The sequence below is a fragment of the Iodidimonas sp. SYSU 1G8 genome, from assembly GCF_039655775.1.
Lineage (GTDB): Bacteria > Pseudomonadota > Alphaproteobacteria > SMXS01 > SMXS01 > RI-34.
In genome coordinates this window covers 494,570-514,865 of sequence record NZ_JBBYXJ010000002.1, presented here as the reverse complement: position 1 = coordinate 514,865, position 20,296 = coordinate 494,570, and the positions used below count along the sequence as shown (strand labels likewise).

General features: G+C 67.2%; 12 protein-coding genes and 1 pseudogene. 7 read left to right on the top strand and 6 right to left on the bottom strand.

Features of this window, described 5'->3' with window-relative positions; all coding sequences use genetic code 11:
- Positions 1-2: 2 nt before the first annotated feature.
- From WJU17_RS13525 to WJU17_RS13515, 3 genes are all read right to left on the bottom strand, one after another.
- On the bottom strand, positions 3-476 hold the full coding sequence (locus WJU17_RS13525) for a MarR family winged helix-turn-helix transcriptional regulator (RefSeq protein ID WP_346327925.1): 474 nt from the start codon (positions 474-476) through the stop codon (positions 3-5).
- Positions 477-565: 89 nt separating this feature from the next.
- Positions 566-2,899, bottom strand: coding sequence for a TonB-dependent receptor (locus tag WJU17_RS13520; RefSeq protein ID WP_346327924.1), 2,334 nt, complete (start codon positions 2,897-2,899; stop codon positions 566-568).
- A 142-nt stretch (positions 2,900-3,041) separates the two neighbouring features.
- Positions 3,042-3,860, bottom strand: coding sequence for a thioesterase family protein (locus WJU17_RS13515; RefSeq protein WP_346327923.1), 819 nt, complete (start codon positions 3,858-3,860; stop codon positions 3,042-3,044).
- 191 nt (positions 3,861-4,051) lie between these two features.
- Here WJU17_RS13515 and WJU17_RS13510 point away from each other — a divergent pair, with 191 nt between their 5' ends.
- A complete protein-coding gene (locus WJU17_RS13510) occupies positions 4,052-4,876 on the top strand; it encodes a glucose 1-dehydrogenase (protein ID WP_346327922.1) in 825 nt (274 codons plus the stop codon).
- Between the two features lie 18 nt (positions 4,877-4,894).
- Here WJU17_RS13510 and WJU17_RS13505 read toward each other — a convergent pair whose 3' ends face one another.
- The 3 genes and pseudogenes from WJU17_RS13505 to WJU17_RS13495 form a co-directional block, all read right to left on the bottom strand.
- Positions 4,895-5,038, bottom strand: coding sequence for a rhodanese-like domain-containing protein (locus tag WJU17_RS13505; protein ID WP_346327921.1), 144 nt, complete (start codon positions 5,036-5,038; stop codon positions 4,895-4,897).
- Positions 5,039-5,094: 56 nt separating this feature from the next.
- A pseudogene (locus WJU17_RS13500) lies at positions 5,095-5,247 on the bottom strand (MBL fold metallo-hydrolase); the annotation flags it as partial.
- A gap of 99 nt (positions 5,248-5,346) precedes the next feature.
- On the bottom strand, positions 5,347-10,701 hold the full coding sequence (locus WJU17_RS13495; protein WP_346327920.1) for a hypothetical protein: 5,355 nt from the start codon (positions 10,699-10,701) through the stop codon (positions 5,347-5,349).
- Between the two features lie 296 nt (positions 10,702-10,997).
- On the opposite strand from WJU17_RS13495, the gene WJU17_RS13490 reads away from it, so the two are divergent.
- From WJU17_RS13490 to phaP, 6 genes are all read left to right on the top strand, one after another.
- Positions 10,998-13,052 (top strand): autotransporter assembly complex family protein, encoded by a 2,055-nt coding sequence (locus WJU17_RS13490; RefSeq protein WP_346327919.1) that lies wholly within the window; start codon positions 10,998-11,000, stop codon positions 13,050-13,052.
- Positions 13,052-17,383: a translocation/assembly module TamB domain-containing protein gene (locus WJU17_RS13485; RefSeq protein ID WP_346327918.1), complete on the top strand. Its 4,332-nt coding sequence runs from the start codon at positions 13,052-13,054 to the stop codon at positions 17,381-17,383. Before WJU17_RS13490 ends, WJU17_RS13485 begins: the two co-directional genes overlap by 1 nt.
- A gap of 46 nt (positions 17,384-17,429) precedes the next feature.
- The gene (locus WJU17_RS13480; RefSeq protein ID WP_346327917.1) at positions 17,430-18,116 is read left to right on the top strand and encodes a glutathione S-transferase N-terminal domain-containing protein; all 687 of its coding nucleotides are present in this window, start codon (positions 17,430-17,432) and stop codon (positions 18,114-18,116) included.
- 67 nt (positions 18,117-18,183) lie between these two features.
- Entirely contained in the window at positions 18,184-19,197 is a 1,014-nt protein-coding gene (locus tag WJU17_RS13475; RefSeq protein WP_346327916.1) for an amidohydrolase family protein, read from the top strand.
- A gap of 16 nt (positions 19,198-19,213) precedes the next feature.
- Positions 19,214-19,678 carry a VOC family protein gene (locus tag WJU17_RS13470; RefSeq protein WP_346327915.1) on the top strand — a complete coding sequence of 155 codons (465 nt, stop codon included), beginning with the start codon at positions 19,214-19,216 and terminating at the stop codon, positions 19,676-19,678.
- Positions 19,679-19,826: 148 nt separating this feature from the next.
- Positions 19,827-20,234: a TIGR01841 family phasin gene (gene phaP, locus WJU17_RS13465; RefSeq protein ID WP_346327914.1), complete on the top strand. Its 408-nt coding sequence runs from the start codon at positions 19,827-19,829 to the stop codon at positions 20,232-20,234.
- The last annotated feature ends 62 nt before the right edge of the window (positions 20,235-20,296 follow it).

The window sequence follows — 20,296 nt, the reverse complement described above, 5'->3', positions numbered from 1 at the left end:
GCTCAGTAGCCGCGGATGCGGCCCAGGACGTGGTCCAGATCGGCGAGGGTGCGCGTCCATTCATCGTCGCCGACCCGGCCATTGAACCAGCCCTGCGCCTTTTCCCAGAGCGGCACGGCCTGGCGGATGCGCTCGGCGCCAAGAGGCGTCAGCCGGACGGATTTACGCCGCCGGTCCAGGCCGGCGACGATTTCCAGCAGGCCTTCGCGTTCCAGCGGCCGGAGACTGCGGGCGATGGTGGAGGTATCCATCACCAGATCGCGCGCCAGTTGCGCATAGGTCGGCTCGCGGCCGGTGGCGATGGCCAGCAGCATGGCGAGCTGGCCCGACCGCAGGCCGCACGGCTGCAGCGCCTCGTCGAAGATGCGCGACACGGCGCGGGCGGATTTTCGCAGGTTGAAGCTGGGGCAGATCGCGGACGCCTGCGCGCAGACCTCGATCTCGGTGTCGCTCAGCATTTTGTGATCGTTATTCACGATTTCGTTACTCCGGAGGGGGCTCCGTCTTATCAAGTCCGGTCGTCGCGATCCAGTGCGTTCTCCGCCGCCCTCGCAGGCGCGAACCGCTACAGGTCCATATCGACCTGGAGTCCAACGCGGCGCGGCTCGCCGTACTGGTTGAACGCCCAGCCCAACTGGTCGAGGAAGGTGGTTCCGGTCACCCGGTACGCCTTGTCGGTGACGTTCTTGCAGAACAGCGCCAGCCGAACCCGCGTGTCGCGCGGTTCGATGTCGAGCCGCAGGTCGAGCAGTCCATAAGCCGGTTGCATCAGGCTCGCCGTGTTGGCCACATCCCCATAGGCCTTGGCGCGCCAGGTGAAGTCCCCCGTCACGGTCCAGTCCGCGTCCAGCCAATCGACCGGCAGGGTGTAGATGACCGCGACGGCCGCCGAATAGTCCGGGGCCAGCGGGAAGCGCTTGTCCGAGAAATCCGCGCCGCCGAAATCGAACGCGCGGTAACGGGCGACGGAGACGCCCAGCGTGCCGCGCAGGCGAAGCGCGTCCGTGGCCGCCACGTCGACCTCCAGTTCGCCGCCCCAGATGCCGGCGCTGGCCGCGTTGGCGATGAAGGTGGTCAGGTTGCCGCCTTCGATGGTGAAATCGGTCCGCTGGATATTGGTATAATCCGCATAGAACGCCGTCAGATTCGCGTGGCCGCGATTGCCCAGGATGGCGGTCTTCACGCCCGTTTCGACGCTGAGCACCCGTTCCGGCTTGAACGGCTCGAACGCCTTGACCGCATTGGCCCGCAGGTTGAAGCCGCCGCTCTTGAAGCCGGTCGCGAGCTTGGCGAAGAGCAGCGTATCGGGGGTCACCTGCGCGTTGACGCCGGCTTCCCAGGTCAGGCGCGCGAAATTCTTGCCGAACTCGCCCCGGCACCCGCCCGTCTCCAGATCGAGGTTCAACGCGTCAGGGACGAGGCAGCCGACCAGGGCGTTGGTGCTGTCGGCGGTGAGTTCCTTGCGCTCCCACGTGTAGCGCGCACCGGCCACCAGCGAGACGACCTCGTTCAGATGCCAGACGGCATGGCCGTAAATCCCGGCCGCCGCGTTCACCCCGCGCCCCGTGGCGCTGAACGGGTTCGTCGGATTCAGGAAGGACAAGGCGCGGGCGGTGTTGTCCGTGCGGCCGCTCTCGCGCAGCAGCATCAGCCCGGCCAGCCATTCGATCGACTTGCCCGTGTCGCCAAGCGCCTGGAATTCGGTGGACAGCTGGTTCTGCCGGTCGGTCTGGACCGCTTCGCCAAGGTCGAATCCGGTCCCGTCGAAGTCGAAGGAACTGAACTGGTCCATGCGGCGCCACGCCGAAATGTTCTTCAGCGTCACGCCGTCGAACCGCGCGGTCGTGATCAGCGCCACGCCGTGGGCGTCGGCGGCCAGCCGTCCGGGCTCGCCGGTCAGCGCCAGCACGTTCTGCTCGTTACGGCGGGGATCGCCGTCGAAGGCGCCTGCCCATTGCCCGCCGGTCAGGAGCAGGTTGGCGGCGCAGGCGGCCGAGGCCACCGGATCGGGATCGAGCGGGTTGCAGGCCGGATCGAGGCCGGCGGGCACGACCTGCGAGACCTGCGACAGACGTTCGTTGCCGCGCGAGCGCATGCCGTCATGGATCAGCAGGACGTCGACATGGTCACTGGGCCGCCACGACACGCTGGCGCGCCACGACAAGGTCCGGTCATTATCCATGTCGATGCCGAGCAGCGTGTTTTCGCTGTAACCGGCAAGGCCGGTGGATTGCAGCACGAAACGCGCGGCCAGCTTGTCCGACACCGGAACGTTGAGGATCGCGGCCAGATCGTGATTGAGGCCGTTATGGCGACCCGGCCCGTCCGTATACAGGCCGACGCCGGCGCTCACGCGGCCCTCGAATTCATCGGTGGGCTTGCGCGAGACGATGCCGATGGCGCCGCCGGTGGTGTTGCGGCCATAGAGCGTGCCTTGCGGTCCGTTCAGCACCTCGACCCGTTCCACGTCCACCAGATCGAACAACGCGCCAGCGCTGCGTGCCACATAGACGCCGTCGAGGTAGAGGCCAACCGCGGGATCGAGCGTGATCAGCGTGTCGTTCTGCACCTGAGAACGCAGGGTAATGCGCGAGGTCCGGCTCGAGACGTTGTCGGGCGCGACGATCAGATTGGGCGCGATGGCCGACAGGTCGTCGAGGCTTTCGACGCCGAGCTTGCGCAGTGTGTCCTCGGGCAGGACCGAGACCGTCCCCGGCACCTGTTGCACCGTTTCCTCGCGGCGACGGGCGCTGGTGATGACCTGTTCGATACCGGTCAGCGCCGGTCGCGGGTCTGCTGCGTCGGCGGCCTGCGCGTTCGCTGTCCCAGTCCAGTTGCCTGCTGTCAGCAGACAGATCGAGGCGACGGCCGTCCGCAGAGCGGTGGCGTGCGTCACCATGGCCTTCGCCTCCGTGCCGGATTCAGAATAATCTAACGCAAGAGCCTGACCCGAAGGCGTTCCCCCAGCCCATCGGTTACATCCCGTATGTTAAAACTTACGGGTGACCGCTTACAATACGCAGTTCAGGCATGGCGGGATTTTATCCCTTCGGGGTCTCGTCCCAGAGCCGCAGGATCACGGACTGGCTCGCCGTCGCCAGCAACACCCCGTCCTGGCTCCACAAATGCATGCGCCCATGCCCATGCCCGCCATGCACCCCGTGCACCTGGATGTCGCACAGCACCCATTCGGTGGGGACCAGCTTGTGCACCCGGATGGTGTTGTCCAGGCTGTTGCCGCCGCCCCGGCGCCCAAGCGCGCCGCTGATGCCCGAGGGCATCCAGTCGGCGATCACGGCCAGCATGGCGGCGCTTATTTCGGCGCCTTCGGAAATCCGGGCCCACAGGATGGAACGCCCATCGCCGGGCTCGCCATTGTCGTGCTGGCCCCAGCGCCCCTTGGCGGCGCGAAATTCCACACGGCCGTCGATGTAGCCCTCCTTCTTCGACCAGCGCGGCACCACTTCGCAGTCCTCGGGCCGCGCGACGTCGGGACGCTGCGTCCATTGACCGCTGATATCCATGGCGCGCGCGCCCAGCGCCGCGTTCACGGTGAGGATTTCCGTATCCCCCACATGGGCCACAACGCGCGCCTGGGTATTCTGCTTGCCGCTGACCGGCACGATGACGTCCAGATCCATGATGGATGGTGGCCGGGCATAGGACAGATATTGCGCCGTGGCCCAGACGGTGGGGCGGCCGCAGGTCTGCTCCATGGCCGAAATCGCCGCGGCGAGGCCGCAGCCCCCGAACAGGAAGTTGCCGGGCGTCGACACCGCCTCGGTCACTGGCAATATCCAGCGGTGCGGATTGTGGGTGGGGCGCAGCCCCAGAAAATCTTCAGCCTTGATCGGGCTCATGGCATTCCTCGCAGGCCGGTGAAGGGGACTCCGGCGCGGGAGTTTTCTGACGCGGACGCGAAGGGAAATCCAGTGCTTTTCTTGCAGTGCGGGACGCCGCGCGCCGCCACCGCTGAAAAAATCGTTCTCCGATTCCCTCGCCGAACGATCGCCTCTAGGATCACGCGGAACCACCAAACAGGGGAAAGAACATGGCGAGACTGGAAGGCAAGATTGCCGTCATCACCGGCGGCGCGAGCGGCATCGGACTGGGCACGGCGCGGCGCTTCGCCGAGGAAGGCGCGCGCCTCGTGCTGGCGGACCTGCAGGCCGACATCGGCCGCAAGGCGGCCGAGGAGTTCGGCGACCGGGCGCGGTTCATCCGCACCGACGTGACCAGCGAGGTCGATGTCGCCGCCGCCGTCGATCTGGCCGTGGCCGAATTCGGCCAGCTCGACATCATGGTCAACAATGCCGGCATCGTCGGCGCCATCGGGCCCATCGCGAAGACGTCGGTCGACGCGTGGGACAGCACCATCGCCGTGCTGCTGCGCGGTGTCTTCCTCGGCATGAAACACGGCGCCCGGGTGATGCAGCCGCGCCGCAGCGGCGTCATCCTGTCCCTCGCCAGCACCGCCGGCATCCTGGGCGGTCTTGGCCCGCATGCCTACACCGCCGCCAAGCATGGCGTGGTCGGTCTGACCAAATCGGTCGCGTCGGAGCTGGCCCAGCACGGGATCAGGGTCAACGCCGTGGCGCCGGCCGGCACCGTCACGCCAATGACCGCGAGCGCCGTCACCGGTGACGTCAACGACGAGGAAAAGACCGCCGCGGCGTTCAAGGCCTCCTCGCCGCTGGGCATCGCCGCCTATCCGGTCGATATCGCCAACGCGCTGCTCTATCTGGCCAGCGACGAGGCCCGCTATGTCACCGGACAGACGCTGGCCGTCGACGCCGGCGCGACCACCGGCGCGGGCAATCCGGCATTCCACAGCCAGGAGCCGACCATCCTGCGCGAAGCCGGCAAGCGCGGCTGATCCGACGCGGCCTGCCGGTCAGGCGTCGAGCCCTTCGACCGGCAGGCGCTGCGCCCGCCAGCGCAGCATGCCGCCCGCCAGATTGGCCACCCGGCCAAAGCCTTCCTTCTCCAGCATGAGAGCGGCCTGCGCCGACCGGGCGCCGGACCGGCAGACGGTCACGACCGGCCGGTCCCTGTCGATCCGCGGCATGTGCGCTTTTTCAGGTCGCCCAGCGGCACCAGCCGCGCGCCCAGTTCCCCGACCATAGCGGCCACACGCCGAACCTGCTCGAAAACCGGATCGATCAGCACAGCGTCCCGGCTCGCGGCGTCGGCGAGCAGACAGGTGTAGGTGGACGACTGCGGATCGAACAGCTGGCGGAATATCATCGCGGCCCCTCGCCGGAAGCAGGTCGGCACTGTCGCCCAAAGAAGAAGGGCCGGAACTTGCGTTCCGGCCCTTCGATCCCGTTACGAGAAGGCGAGAGATCAGTTGCCCGAGATGCTGCTGATCGCGCCGTTGCCGATGGCGCTCGAGCCGACCGAGTTGCCGCGGACGGTGAACGAGCTGTTGCTGCTGGCGTTGTTGATCAGACCGCCACCCAGGCCGATACCGACCGAAGTGCCGCTGACGCTGGCGCTGACGGTGGAGTCGGACGTGGTCTGCAGGTTGGAGACCGACGCGCTCGGGTGCTGGAAGGTACCGGTGTTCAGCACCAGGCTGTTCACCGAGTTGTTGGCGACGGTCGACGCGATGACCGCGTTGCCGTTCACCTCGACCGAGCTGTTGTCCACGCCCTGGCCGCCGGCCAGATCGTCGACACCGATGGACGTGCCCGCGACCGTCGAGCCGAAGCTGCTGCCCGCCGCCGACTGCCAGTTCAGCACCGCGTAATCCGCACCGCTGACCGTGATGCCGGTCGCCGGATCGATCGCGCCGCCGGCACCGCTGCTCTCCTGCAGGGTGGAGTCGGCGCTGGTCTGCAGGGCGTTGAGCGCCGTGCTGCCGGTGGTGACAGCCGAAACCTCGTTGCCCGAGACTTCGATGCTGCTGTTCAGCGCGCCGCCGGCGATGTCGGCACCGACGCCCGTGCCCGTGGTGGTGGAGCTGAGAGTCGAGCCGGTCACGATGGACTGGCGGTTACCGACCTGGCCGGTGGCATCGCTGGACGAGCCCGCGTCGAGCACCAGGATGTTGGCGGCCGAGAAGCCCGTCGACGAGGCCGAGACCAGGTTGGCGTTGACATCGACCGCGTCGTTGTTGAGCGGCGTGGTGTCGACCGTCCCGACGTCGCCGGCGATGCCGGTGCCGGTGGTGGTCGCGCTGATGTCGGTTTCACCGAACTGGGCGTTCAGCACCGAGAAGTCGGCGTTGACCGTCAGGATGGCGCTGACGAAGCTGGGGGTGGCCGCCGGCGCGCCACCGACGATGGCCGCATCGGCCAGGACGTCGAGACGGTTGGACGCCGTGCCGCCAGCCGCTTGGCTGAGGATATCGTTACCGGAAACCGACAGCGAGGCCGAACCCGCATCGGACATGTCATCGACGAGGCCAAGGACCGCGTTGCCGGCGGTGGTGGTGGTGACGCTGCTGCCGCTGGTGACGATCTGCTGCGACAGGACGATGGCGCTGACGGTGTCACCCGTCGTGCCGACGTTGGCGGCCGCATCCAGCCGGCCCGCATTGGTGGCGCTGTGGATGGTGCCCTGGCTGAGGACCAGGTTGTTGTCGACACTGACCGAACCGCTGTCGAGATCGTCGAGAACCGCCACGACGGTGTTGCCGGCCGTATTGGCCGTCAGAATGTCGTCCTGGGTGGACACGACCGCTTCGGCGCCCTGCACGTTGACGACGCTGAGATCGGCGCTGACGGTGATGTCGGACGTGACCGCCGGATTGATCACGCCGCTGGGCGTGGTCTGGCCGGTGCCGCTGTAGAGGTTGGTGCCGAGAGCCGAGGCGCTGTTGGTGGCGCGGTTGGCCGAGGTGATCGCCGCGATGGCGTTGCTGTCCGCGGCGAAGCTGCTGTCGGTCAGCGTCTGGGTCGCGGTATCGGCCTCGAGGACAACAACGTTGCCCGTCGCGTTGGACGTCAGAGTGGCGCCGCCCGCGTCGGTCTGCTGCAGATTGGCGACGAAGCCAGAGACGTGGTTGGTGCCGAAGTCCAGCGTGGCGACGCTGGTCACGTCACTGCCGCGCGCTTCGGCGACCTGCAGGTTGCCGCTGACCGAAAGGGACGAGTCGGAAATCGCGTCCACGTTGTCGGCGTTGACCAGAATGCCGCCGCCGGTGACGGTGCTGTTCACGTCGATGGCGTTGACCTGGAACGAGGCGATGCCGAAGGCCAGATCCTCGACCGTCATCTCGACGCTGGCCGCCGAGGTGCTGACGATCTCGGCGACGTCGAGGATTTCCACCGAAGAGGCGGCCGTGACGGCGTTCTCATAGGTGGTGCCCGACGCGTCCAGCACGTTCACCGCGTTGTTGATGCGGGACAGCGAGCGGATGCTGTTGCCATCGGCCGTCACGTCCGTACCGGTGATCGAGGTATCGATCCCGCTGACATCGACGGTCACGTTCACGCCGCCGGTCAGCGAAGAGACCGAACCGGTGTTGTCGGCGTCGCTGCCGCGCTGCTGGTTGGCGATGATGCCGAGCGGGCCATTGGTCGCCGTGGCGGAGCCGGCATCGGTCAGGTCGAAGGTGCCGACTTCGAGCGTCAGCAGGTTGCCCGCGTCATTGCCGAGCGACTGGGCCGTGAAGCTGTTCAGGTCGGCCGCGACGACGCTGTCGGCCAGCGCGCCGTCAGCCGTGTTGACGGTGACGAGCACATCCGTGTCGCTGAGGAGCACGTCGAGCCCGGACGGACGCAGCGAGCCGAATTCCTGGCTGTTGAGCAGACCGGTTTCGGAGCGGAGCAGCACGTTGCTGACCGTGTGCGTGCCGGCGGTGCCGTAGCTCATCTCGACCGAGTTCACGTCGTTGCCGGTGACGATATCGGTCACGACCTGGGTCTGCGCCGCGACGGAAACTGTGTTCGAGGCGTTGTTGACGCGCGCCGAGCCCATCACCGTGTTGCTGTTGGCCTCGACATTGACGTCGGAGATGGTCGTCGCGCCCGCCGACACCGTGTTCAGGATGTCGCCGGCGACGTTCACGTCCATGCTGCCCGAGAAGCTCGTGAAGCCGGTGGTTTCGTTGGCGAAGGTCTGGGTGTTGACCAGGGTGGACGTGCCATCGAGCGTCACGGCGTCGATGGACAGGGCGTTGCTGCCCTGGTTGCCGGTGATCGAGCCGGTCACCGCGTTGAGGCTGGTGCTGACGTCGGTTGCGGTGATCGTGGCGGCGGCATTGGTGCTGCCCACCTGCACGTCGACGAAATTGCCGGTCACGTTGGCCACCCACGGCACGTCGCCGAGCGCGTTGGCCGAAATGTCCTCGACGCTCTGGTCGTTGATCAGCACGAAGCCGCCCTGGACCACGGTGTCGGGCAGGCCATCCGGCGTGCCGTTGCCGATGGACGCATCGGCGACCGAGCGGTAGACGACCGCCGTCGGGTTGGACGCCTGAACGCCGGCGACCACGCCGTCACCGACGGTGACCGCGCTGATGTCGATGGAGTTGGTGTTGGCGTCGACCAGGTTGCCGAAGATCCGGGCGCTGATGCTGTTCGAATCGGCGCTGATGTCCGACTGGTCGGTCGCGAGCGCGGTGGCATCGACGTTGATGATGGCCGGAGCGCCGCCGTCGTTGCTCGGCGCGACGGTGGCCGACATGCTCAGGTGATCGGTCGCGGTGTTGCCGGACCCCTGGGCGAGCTGGGCGTTGATGACGCCGACCGTGCCGGTGAAGCTGGCGGTCGGGCCTTCGTCGCCGACGATGAAGCTGTTCTCGGTGATGCGGTTCGCGACGGCGAGCGCGCTGACATTGTTGGTCGAGGCGCTGATGTCGGAATCGAGGATGGAGGAGCCAACCGCGCCGCTCACATCGGCCGCGTCGACGAGCACGCTGCCGGTGGTGGTGGCGGTGTATTCGGCCTCGCGGGTGAACTGGCCGCTGACGATACCGAAGTCCGCCGCGACACGCGGGGCGATGTTGGTGTGGCTGCTCAGCGCGAAATTGGCGTCCGGATCGACGCCGACGCCATTGATGTTGGTGCCTTCGATATCGATCGTGTTCGAGCCGACATTGCCGCTCGCCTGGCTGGACAGGCTGTTACGGTCGACGGTGACCGAGCTGGTGGCGATATCGCCGTTCACGGTGCCGAGGGTCGCGACGCTGACGGTGATGTCGCCATTGGTCGTCGCGGTGGAGCTGCTGCCATTGTTCAGGATCTGGGCGCTGGCGATGCTGACCAGGCTGTCGAAGGTGGCGGCACCCTCGACGACGATGGCGTTGCCGACATCGTTGCCCAGCGCGCTGGCGCCGATCAGGTTGCCGACGGCATCGACGCTCGAATCGAGCACGCTCTCGACGAGGACGTTCATGTCGCCGTCATCGGCGGCGGTCGCGCCGCCGACCAGGGCGCTGATCGCCACTTCGCCGAACTGGTGGTTGGCGATGAACAGGTCGCCGACCGCGTTGGCGTTGCCGTCCGGACCGCCGCCATTGACGAGGGCCGTCGAGGCCAGGGGATTGATGATGCCGCCGCCCGGGAAGTTGCCCGACTGGCTGATGCCGTCACCCAGACGCACCAGATTGTCGGCCCCGTTGCCGGTGCCCTGGGCGGTGATGGTGTTGGCCGAGAAATCGATGGAGCTGCCGGTCAGGTTGCTGATCGGGGTGGCGACAGCGCCGCTCTCACCGGCCTCGATCTGCGATTCGGTCACCTGCGCCAGGAAGGTCATGCCCACCGTGGTGTTGCGCTGCGCGTTGGCGACGCCGGCGGTGCCGTCCAGGGTGACGGCGCTGGTGTTGGCCAGGTCCAGATCATCGTCCAGGTTGACCTGGTTGGTCGCGCTGTTGCCGATGAAGACGGCGCCGATGTCGTTGCCCGTCACTTCCAGCGGAATGCCTTCGATGGTCGTGGTGGTGTCGAGTTCGACGGCGAGCGAGCCGATGCGGGTGTTGTCGACCGTCGCGGAAGACGCGCCCAGATTGTCGTTTTCCTGCGCCGACGCGACCAGAACGGTGGCGCTGGCGCCCAGGCCGGAGCCCGTGCCGGCGTTACCGGCCAGGTTCGGGCCGCCGCTGATGCCCGCGTGGCCGATTTCCGTGCTGCTCAGCAGCGGGTTGATGTCGCCGGAGATCGTGTTGATGGTCTCGTTGCCCATCGCCTGCGCGCGGACCGTGTTGTCGTTGACCAGCTGCGAGCTGCCCGCGAACAGGTCGGACGAATCGGCCTGAACGTCCACGTTCGAGACCGAGGCCGTCAGGATGGAACCGCCATCACTGCTCTGCAGCGAAACCAGCGTCGCCGCGGCGCTGGCGCCCGATCCGGTCGCCGTCCACAGGTCGATGCTGTTCCACGCGATCGGGTCCAGCTGCAGCGGATCCACATAGGTGGGGGAGACATTGTCGTAATCGACCGAGGTGTTCAGCACCGCGATGGCCGAGACGATGTTCTCTTCCACGATCACGGAATCGAGGCCGTTGTAATCCTGGGTGCCCAGAACCGCCGGCACGCCCATGATCACGTTGGTGATGTTGGCGGTCGGGTCGGTATTGGTGTTGTTCTGATTGTTGTTGATGTCGACCGAGCTCGAGCCCGCGACGACGGTCGGCACTTCCGTGACCCAGTTGACCGTCGCGTTGAACTGATCCACGGCGAATGCCGCGCTCGTGATGCCAGCCGAAGCAAGCGCGATTACACTGACCGTAGCCAGTACCTGACTCTTACGCATTGGTAGCCCCCCTAAAAAAAGCTGTTGGCTCACGCGCCCAGACGGCCATAAGCCCTCCGTCCGAACGCAGACGACACACCACACCCTCTCGTAGCGCTCGCCCACCTCAATCGAGATACTACCTCACGCCCGTTATGCTTACAACAGCGCAAAGTGGCGTTCACGAAGGGTTCATCGGGCCTTGGTTGCCCGTCATGGACGGGCGTGGACGCTTGGCGCGGACGGCCATCCCGTGCCACACTTGGCTGTCGCCGCCGGGCTTGCACGCGGCGTGAAACTTATGGAGCGTCCGCGCGTTGTCCACGAAGTGGCCGCCTCTGTCGGGCGGCATGGCGGCCTGTGCCGCCGAGCATGGGAGAGCGGCGATCCGGCCGGCCTTGAGCATCGTCACCACCCTGTTTGTCCTGACGCTGGTACTTACCGCTCCGGCGTCGGCGCAGGTCGATCCGGTATCCGCCGACGAATGGGGAGGAGAGGCCGAGCGCCCGCCTCTGACCAAGGCGGAACGTCAGGCCGAGAAAGCCCAGCGCAAGGCCGAGAAAAAGGCCCGCAAGGCCGACAAGGCCGCGCGCAAGGAGGAGGAAAAACTCCGCGCGCAGGAGGAGGAGGCCGAGGAAGCGGCGCGTCGGGCGGCCGGCATTCCCTCCTACGCTTACGATGTCGATATCGAGGGCCTCAAGGGGACCGGCCTCGAATCCAGCCTGAAGGACCGTTCCGACCTGGTCCGGCTGCGCAAGGAGGATCCCGCCTCGATCTGGGATCTTCGTGCCCGCATACGGCGCGATATCAACGGCTTCGCCGACGTGCTGCGCGCCGAGGGATATTACGGGGCGCGCATCAACTACACCGTCGCCCGGGACCGCAAACCCATCGCGGTGACGATCACGATCACGCCCGGTGACCGTTTCACCATCGGCGCCTATTCCATGCAACTGGTCGGGCCGGCCTCGCTGCCGCCCGAGGTTCAGGCAATGGCCGACAAGGTCGCCACCGAGCAGGTCGGGCAGCCCGCCCGCAGCGAGATCGTGGTCGCGGCCTTCGGCAAGGTCATGCAGGAGCTGCCTCAGCTGGGGTATCCGCGCGCCAAGCTGGCCGACCAGGATTTCAAGGCGAACCACCTCGACGGCAAGCTGACGGCCAAGGTCCGCATCGAGACCGGCCCCCGGATCCGATTCGGCGCCACCACCGTCGACGGCCTCGAGACGGTCAAGAAGAACGCCGTGCTCAAGGTGATCACCTGGGAGGAAGGCGAGCAATATGACAGCCGCAAGGTCGCCAAGTTCCGCGAGGAACTGACCGCCATGAACCTGTTCTCCACCATCCGGATCGACTCGGACGATCCGCTGGTGGACGGCGACGAGCAGCCCATGAAGGTTCGCCTGCGCGAGCGCGACCACCGGTCGATCGGCGCCACCGCCTCCTACTCCACCGTCAACGGCTTCGGCGGCTCGGTGTTCTGGGAACACCGCAACATCTTCGGCGCCGGCGAACGGCTGATCGTGGAAGCCGAGGCGGACCAAAAGTTGCAGCAGTTCACCGGCGACCTCACCAAGCCGCGCTTCCTGCGCAACGACCAGAAGCTGCTGATCGGCGCCGAGGTGGCCCGCGAGGACACGGACGCGTTCCTGGAATATCGCGGCGTGCTGCGCGCCGGCGTCGAACGGGAAGTCACCAAGCGTCTGCGGGTGCGCCTGGGGACCGAGGCGTCCTATCTCGATACGCGCGACGCCTTCGCGCCGACCAAATCGATCCTGCTCGGGCTCCCGGCCCTGGTCGCCTACGACCGCTCCGATGATCTTCTGGACCCGACCACCGGCTTCCGTCTGGGCCTCAAGGCTGCGCCCTATCTGGTGTTCGGCGACGCCAAGAACTTCGTCACCATGGAAGGGACGGCGAGCGCCTATCTGCGGCTCGACGACGCCGGCAAATACGTCGTCGCCGGGCGCGTGAAGCTGGGCGCGCTGTTCGGCGCCAACGACATCCGGAACATCCCGGCCAGCAAGCGGTTCTACTCTGGCGGCGGCAACTCGATCAGGGGCTATGGCTATCAGGCCATCGGTCCCGTCGATCCGGCCGGCGAACCCATCGGCGGCAAATCGCTGTTCGAGGTCGGCGCGGAGGTGCGCATCAAGGTCACCGATACATGGGGCGTCGTTCCCTTCTTCGAGGGCGGCAGCGTGTTCGACAGCGCGCTGCCGGATTTCTCGCAGAAGTTGCGCTGGGGCGCCGGCATCGGCGTGCGCTATTACACGGGCTTCGGTCCCGTGCGACTGGACGTGGCGTTCCCCATCAACGGCACCCCCGCGGATGACGACTTCCAGATCTATGTCAGCATCGGGCAGGCCTTCTGATGACACAGGACATGGAACAGACCTCGCGTCCCTGGTGGACCTTGAAACGCGCCTGGACCCCCGCCTTGGTCGTCGGGATCGTGCTGATGCTCTACGTGCTGCTGCGCGCGGGCGCGTTCAACGGCCTGATCGCCGGCATCGCCGAGGACGCCATCGGCGACCCGGCCACGCAAAGTGTCGCCGTCATCACGGATCTGAGCGGCGACCCGCTGTCCGACCTCACCATCGGCCGTTTCACCCTGACCCAGCAAGGCAAGACCGTGGTCATGGCGGAGCGCGTCGCCGTCCGCTGGCGGCATCTGGGGCTGCTGGCCGGCACCGTGCACGTGGAGAGCCTGAGCGCGGCGCGGCTGACGCTGGCGCAGGCGCCGCCCACCGAGACCACCGAACCCCTCGCCCTGCCGAACCTGCCCGTCGATCTCAGGCTGGACCGGCTGAAGGTCGATGAGGTCCTGTTCGAAGGCGAGGAGACGCCGTTCACCCTGATGGGCGCGCTCCGCTGGACCAGGTCGCCCGCCATCGAGATCAGGCTGGCGCTGGCCCCGCAGGACGCGCGCGGCGAATCCATCCGGCTCGTGGCCGATTACGAACCGGCCCGGGACCGGCTGGCGCTGGACGGCAAGCTGGTCAGCAAGGCAGGCGGCGGGCTGGGCGGCTTCCTGTTCCCCGGCGAGGATGGCGATATCGAGATGACGCTCGGCGGCCAGGGCTCGGTGAACAACTGGCGCGGCCGGCTGGACGGAACCCGGAGCGGCAAGACCATCGCCGACCTGACCATCCTCTTCACGGACCGGCTGCGGATCGCCGGGGTGATGGACCCGCGTCCGTTCCTGCCGAAAAACGAGACCACGGCGTTGATCGGCGCGCCGGCCGTGACCATCGACATCGCGTTCGAGGATGGCCTGCCCGAGAGCTACGGCGCGACGCTGATCAATCCGGGCGCCGAGATTCGCCTCGAAGGGACGCTGACGGGCGGCGACGAGATGATGTCGCCGCGTTTTTCCCTGCGCTCGCGCAACGCCGAGTGGTTCGCGGCGCTGCTGGGCGACTGGCGCTATGGAACGCTGGCGGCCGACGGCTCGGTGACCCGCGACGGCGCGCGCACCAGCATGGCGGCCACCGTCACGCTGGATCGACTCAGCGGCCCCGACCTCACCGCGCGGCAGGTCAGCGGCGAGATCGTCGCCACCGCCGGAGATGGCGAGACCTACGGCATCGAGGGCAAGGGCGCGCTCGAGGACGTCGCAACCTCGGGCCAGACGCTTCGAGCCGATTGGGCCGTGAATGCCACCTATGACACGGCGGCGGGACGGATCGCCATCGCCGAGGCATCCCTCTCGGATGCCGGATCGTCGCTGACGGCGAGCGGCGATGTCGTGCTGTCGCCCCTGTCGGTGAAGGGCGAGGCCAGGATCGCGCTGAACGATCTGCGGCGCGTGCCGGCGCTGGGCGCCGCGGGCCGCCTGAACGCATCCGCCAACGTCGATTGGCGGCCGGATGCCGGACGTCTGCTGGTCAAGGCGACCGGCGAGGCGGCGGCGCTCGCGCTGCAGGACGCCCGCCTGTCCGCCCTGATCGGCGCCTCGCCCCGCTTCAGCCTGACGCTGGACGATCCCGCCGGCGCGGGACAGGGCGATCTGAACGGCACGATCAAGGGCGCGCGCGTGACCGCGGGGATCAACGGGCGGATCGGCGATACCATCGATGCGACCTATGAAGCCCGCTTCGCCGACGTGGCCGACCTTGCCGGCGACGCGGTGACCGCGAGCGGCCCGCTGGCGGTGACCGGCACCATCACCGGCGAGACCGCCTCGCCAGACGTGACGATGCGCACCGGGATCGCCGCCGCCACCGTGTCGGGGCTCAACCTGACCGACGTCTCGCTGAGCGCCGCGTTCCGCGATGTGGTCGCCGCCCCCGAAGGCAGGCTGGACGCGAATTTCGGCCTGAATGGCGAGCCCATCCAGGTCGCGGTCCCCTTCGCCATGGGCGAGGATGGCGCATGGCGCGCCGACCCGATCGCCGTCACCGGCCAGTCGCTCTCGCTGTCGGGCGCGCTTGCCGCCGACAGTCTGGCATCGCCCATGAGCGGCACGCTCGAGCTGCGCGTCGCCGGCAAGGACGTGCCGACGGCGCTGGCCGGGATGCCGGCATCGGGTAACTTCGACGGCACCGTCGCCTTCGCCCCCGAAGGCGATGCCCAGCGGATCCGCATCGACATGAGCGCGCGCGACGCCGCTCTCTCGCCATCTGGCGAGAACGAGATCACCATGGCCCAGGCGCGGCTGCAGGGTGACCTGCTGGCGGGCGAGGCGCTCGACATCCGCACGCTCAGCCTGAAAGGCACGGACATCGTCTGGGACCGCGCCAAGCTGGACCAGGTCGCCGCGACGGTCACGCCGAGCGGGACCGGCCTGGCGCTGAACGCCACGATCACCGGCGATTACGACGGGCCGTTGTCGGTGACACTGGAAGGCCGTGCCGACCGGCCGGTTCTGGCGGCGCCGAACACCATCACGCTGGAGGCGCTGAACGGCACCATCGTGGGCCAGAAGGTGACCCTCTCTTCCCCCGCGACCGTGGTGCTGGCCGAAGCCGGCACCGAGGTCGGCCCGATTCGCCTGTCGTACAACGGCTCGCCCGTCGAAGCGCAGGCGAGCATTCGTGAACAGGGCGGCACCGCGCGGCTTCGCGCCAGTGATCTGGATGTCGCCGCCCTGTCCAAGATGCTCGGCGGCGTCGACATGACCGGCAAGCTGAGCCTTGATGGCCGGATCGACCTGAGCGGCGCGCCGCAAGGCACCTTCAGCCTGCGGGTCGATGATCTTCTGGTCGCCGACAGCCTGGACCGGCGGCCCGTCACCATCGCGGCCAATGGACGCCTGGGTGGCAGCCGGGCAAGCGGCACGCTGACCATCGACACCGGCGGCCAACGGGCGCTGGAGGCCACCGCGGAAGTACCGGTCAGCCGCGGCGACGGCCCGTTCGCCCTGACCGTGAACGAGAACGCGCCGTTGCAGGCCGCCGTGAAGGGCAACGCGGAACTGGCCTATATCTGGCCGCTGACCGGCGCCTACGAGCATATTCTGGGCGGCACCGCCCGGGTGGACGCCACCGTCTCGGGCAGCATCGCCGCGCCGACGCTCAACGGCCAGTTCGGCATCACCAATATGACCTATCGCAACCTGTCGACGGGTTTCCGCGCCCAGACGCCCGAGATGCGCTTCGTCCTGCGCGACAATCTCCTGGAAATTCCGTCCACCGCAGCCAGCGACGGCGGCAAGGGCGTCATCACCCTGTCCGGCTGGATCAAGCCCCTGGCGCCCGGCGGCATGGAAGCCGACCTGAACGCCGCCTTCGACAGGGCGCGCGTGCTGAAGCTGCGGGACATGACCGCGCGAGCGACCGGCAAGATCCGCTATGTCCAGACGGCCGAATATGCCGAGATCACCGGCGATGCGCGCGTCAACGAAGCCGAATACACGCTGAACGCGCGGGCCTCGGATGATGTGATCAAACTCTACGTGGTCGAGCTGAACCGGCCGCCCGGGCTGATCACCCTGCCGGAAAAGCCCGCCGAGACTCCCTTCAAGACCCGTTTGCGGATCAACGTCAGCGCCGAGAACCGACTGTTCGTGCGCGGCCGCGGCCTGGACTCCGAATGGCAGGGCCAGGTGCGGGTGCGCGGCACGACGGACAATCTGGCGCTTCAGGGCCGCATCGAGCTGGTGAAGGGTGAATTCGATTTCGCGGGCCGCACCTTCGTGCTGCAGGACGGATCGCGGATCGAACTGGTGGGCGGCGGCGACCTCGACCCGGTCATCAACGCGCGGGCGGTTTACACCGTCCCCTCGCTGAGCGCCGAGATCGCCCTGAGCGGCCGTGCCTCCAACCCGCAGATCAAGCTGTCGTCCAATCCGGAAATGCCCCAGGACGAAATCATCTCCCGGGTTCTGTTCGGCACCGGCAAGGCGAACCTGTCGACCTTCGAGGCCGCCCAGCTGGCGACCGCCGTGGCCTCGCTGGGTTCATCGGGCTCGGGCTTCGACGTGATCGGCAAGCTGCGCGGCGCGCTGAGCCTCGACCGACTGACCGTGGGAACGCTCGACCGTCCCGGCGCCGATGACGAGGACGAGGCCGGCTCCCCCGTCATTCGCGGCGGCAAATACATCACCAAGGACATCTATGTGGAATTCGGCAGCGCCACCGAAGAGGAGGACGCGACCTCCGCGTCGGTCGAGATCGATCTCACCAAGAACCTGAGCGTGGGGACGGAGGCGACCAGCACCGGCAACCAGAAGTTCCGGGTGCAGTACAAGCTGGACTATTGAGTTCTCCTCGGGCGTGATGGCGCCGGCGCACACGCGAACCGGGGAGATGGACGTGCGGCTCTACGAACTCGTGCTGAACCAGGGGCGCTCGGTCAGTCCGTTCGTCTGGCGCGCCCGGATGGCGCTGGCGCATAAGGGCCTGACGCCCGAGCGGATCGGCATCGGCTATGGCGGCAAGCATGTCATCGCCTTTTCCGGACAGGACCGGGTGCCCGTCCTGGTCGATGGCGAGACCGCCGTAAGCGATTCGTGGCGCATCGCCTGTCATCTGGAAGAGACCTATCCCGACCGTCCCAGCCTGTTCGGCGGCGACGGCGGCCGCGCGCTCGCCCGCCTCGTCAATCACTGGTGCGACAGTCAGCAACTGTCGGCCCTGTTCCTGCTGTGCACGCCCGCGACCTATGCCCTGACGCCCGAAGCGGACCAGCCCTACTTTCGCCAGAGCCGCTTCGACTGGACCGGCATGAGCATCGAGCAGATGGCCGAGGCAGGCAGCGTGAAGAAGCTGCGCGCGGCGATCGAGCCCCTGCGGCTGACATTGCGTGAGCGCGATTTCCTGTCCGGCGACGCCCCCGCCTATGCGGATTACTGCGCCTTCGGCGGCTTCATGTGGGCACGGATGACCGTTGGCGGCCTCCTCGATCCGGCCGACCCCGTCGAGGCCTGGCGCCAGCGCATGCTGGATCTGTTTGGCGGTCTCGCGCGCGCGGAACCCTGCGCCGAAGCGGATTAGGCTCTTTTTTCTGCACCGCTGCATGGAGTAGGCTCGAACGGTTGGGGAACCGGAAAAGGGGAGAGCGATGGCGGGAGACGCGGCGTGGCTGGCGCTGGTGGAGGAAGCGGCTCTGGAGCCGGATCTGCCGATTGTCGACCCCCATCACCATCTGTGGGATCACCCCGGCTCGCGCTATCTGCTCGACGAATTGCTCGCCGACACCGGCAGCGGCCATAATATCGTCGCCACCGTCTTCATGGAATGCGCCGCCATGTACCGCGCCGATGGACCCGTGCGGCTGCGGCCGGTCGGCGAGACCGAGTTCGTCAACGGCATCGCCGCCATGAGCGCCAGCGGCATTTATGGCCGGACCCGCGCCTGCGCCGGCATCGTCGGCTTCGCGGACCTGACCCTGGGCGAAGAGGTCGCCGAGGTGCTGGAGGCGCATCAGGCCGCCGCCCCCGACCGCTTCCGCGGCATCCGCCACGCGGCGGGCTGGGACAAGGACGACCGCGTCCGGCGCTCGCACACCAACCCGCGCGAGGGCATGCTTCTCGATCCAGTGTTCCGGCGCGGCTACGCGCAGCTCGGGCGCTACGGCATGAGCTTCGATTCCTGGCTCTATCACCCGCAGATTCCCGAGCTGACCGACCTGGCCCGGGCGTTTCCGGACATTCCGGTGATCTTCGATCATTTCGGCGGACCGCTCGGCATCGGTCCCTACGAGGGCAAGCGCGACGAGATTTTCGTCCGCTGGAAAAAGGACGTGGCCGAGCTGGCCCGATGCCCCAACGTCCACGCCAAGCTCGGCGGCATCAACATGGCGGTCAACGGCTATGGCTGGCACAAGCTGGACAAGCCGCCGACCTCGGCGCAACTGACCGCGGCCACCCGCGACTGGTATCTCCACATGATCGATGTGTTCGGGCCGGAGCGCTGCATGTTCGAGAGCAACTTCCCGGTCGACAAGCTGTCCTGTTCCTACGGCGTGCTGTGGAATTCCTTCAAGCGGATCGCCGCGGATTTCACGCCCGGCGAGAAGACCGCCCTGTTTTCCGGAACCGCCAGCCGGGTCTACCGGCTGCCTTCATTCACCTGACGAGAGGAAGAGCGCCATGATCGTCGGTATTCATCACACCGCCATTTCCGTGCCGGACATGGACTCCGCCGTCCGCTTCTATTGCGACGTCCTGGGCTTTCAGGATCTGGGAGGCGGCCGCTGGGAACCGGGCAATCCGGTCAATGACGCCATCGTCGGCATTCGCAACTCGGGTGCGAAGGGCCGCATGCTCAAGGGGTCGAACGCCTATATCGAGCTGTTCGAGTACGAGACGCCGCGCGGCGACCCCAAGGATCCCAACTATCCGGTCAACCATCACGGCTACACCCATTTCTGCCTGCAGGTCACCGACATCGACAACGAATACCAACGTCTGCTGGCCGGCGGCATGACCTTCCATTGTCCGCCGCAGAACATGGGGTCCGCCGCCGCGACCTATGGACGCGACCCGTTCGGCAACGTGATCGAGATCTACGAGGTGTTCGACGAGAATGTCGCGCAGCTACCGCCCAAGCCGTAGCGGCGCTCGGGGCGATTTCGCTCTTGCAATGAAGAAAATCGCCATTATGTTGCAGTGCAGCACAAACGGCAGCCCCGGCCGTCTTGGGCGCGTTTCCGATCGCTGAACTCGGGGTCAACCGCCGCAAGGCGACACACAGGAGCCGATGATGGCAAAGACCACGAACCCGTTCGCCGAATGGTATGAGACCGTCCAGAAGATGACCGCCGGCGGCGGCCTCCCCACTTTCGACATGCAGTCGCTGACCCAGGCGGGCCAGGGCAACATGCAGGCCATGAGCGAAGTGGCGCGGATCGCCGCCAACGCGCTGCAGGAGATCGTCCAGCAGCAGCAGGCGATCGCCACCCAGGCCGTCGCCGAGTGGCAGCAGACCGCCGGCAAGCTCGCCAAGGGCGAAGCCCAGGCCGTCATGGCCCAGTCGCTGGACACCTTCCGCGCCAACGCGGAGACCGCCGCAAAGAATTTCGGCGATCTGTCGGAAATCGCCCGCAAGGCCCAGACCGATATCTGGTCGGTCCTGAGCACCCAGTTCGAAAAGAACCTGGGCAAGAAGTAATCCCGGCCCCGAGGCTGGTGGAGACACGATCCCCGCGACCGGAGTCGCGGGGATTTTTTATG

Bases quoted from the DNA above. Each gene is read 5' to 3' on its own strand.
- WJU17_RS13495 (WP_346327920.1), bottom strand. From the start codon at position 10,701: ATGCGTAAGAGTCAGGTACTGGCTACGGTCAGTGTAATCGCGCTTGCT.
- WJU17_RS13475 (WP_346327916.1), top strand. From the start codon at position 18,184: ATGGCGGGAGACGCGGCGTGGCTGGCGCTGGTGGAGGAAGCGGCTCTG.
- WJU17_RS13485 (WP_346327918.1), top strand. From the start codon at position 13,052: ATGACACAGGACATGGAACAGACCTCGCGTCCCTGGTGGACCTTGAAA.
- WJU17_RS13480 (WP_346327917.1), top strand. From the start codon at position 17,430: ATGGACGTGCGGCTCTACGAACTCGTGCTGAACCAGGGGCGCTCGGTC.
- WJU17_RS13510 (WP_346327922.1), top strand. From the start codon at position 4,052: ATGGCGAGACTGGAAGGCAAGATTGCCGTCATCACCGGCGGCGCGAGC.
- WJU17_RS13520 (WP_346327924.1), bottom strand. From the start codon at position 2,899: ATGGTGACGCACGCCACCGCTCTGCGGACGGCCGTCGCCTCGATCTGT.
- WJU17_RS13470 (WP_346327915.1), top strand. From the start codon at position 19,214: ATGATCGTCGGTATTCATCACACCGCCATTTCCGTGCCGGACATGGAC.
- WJU17_RS13515 (WP_346327923.1), bottom strand. From the start codon at position 3,860: ATGAGCCCGATCAAGGCTGAAGATTTTCTGGGGCTGCGCCCCACCCAC.
- phaP (WP_346327914.1), top strand. From the start codon at position 19,827: ATGGCAAAGACCACGAACCCGTTCGCCGAATGGTATGAGACCGTCCAG.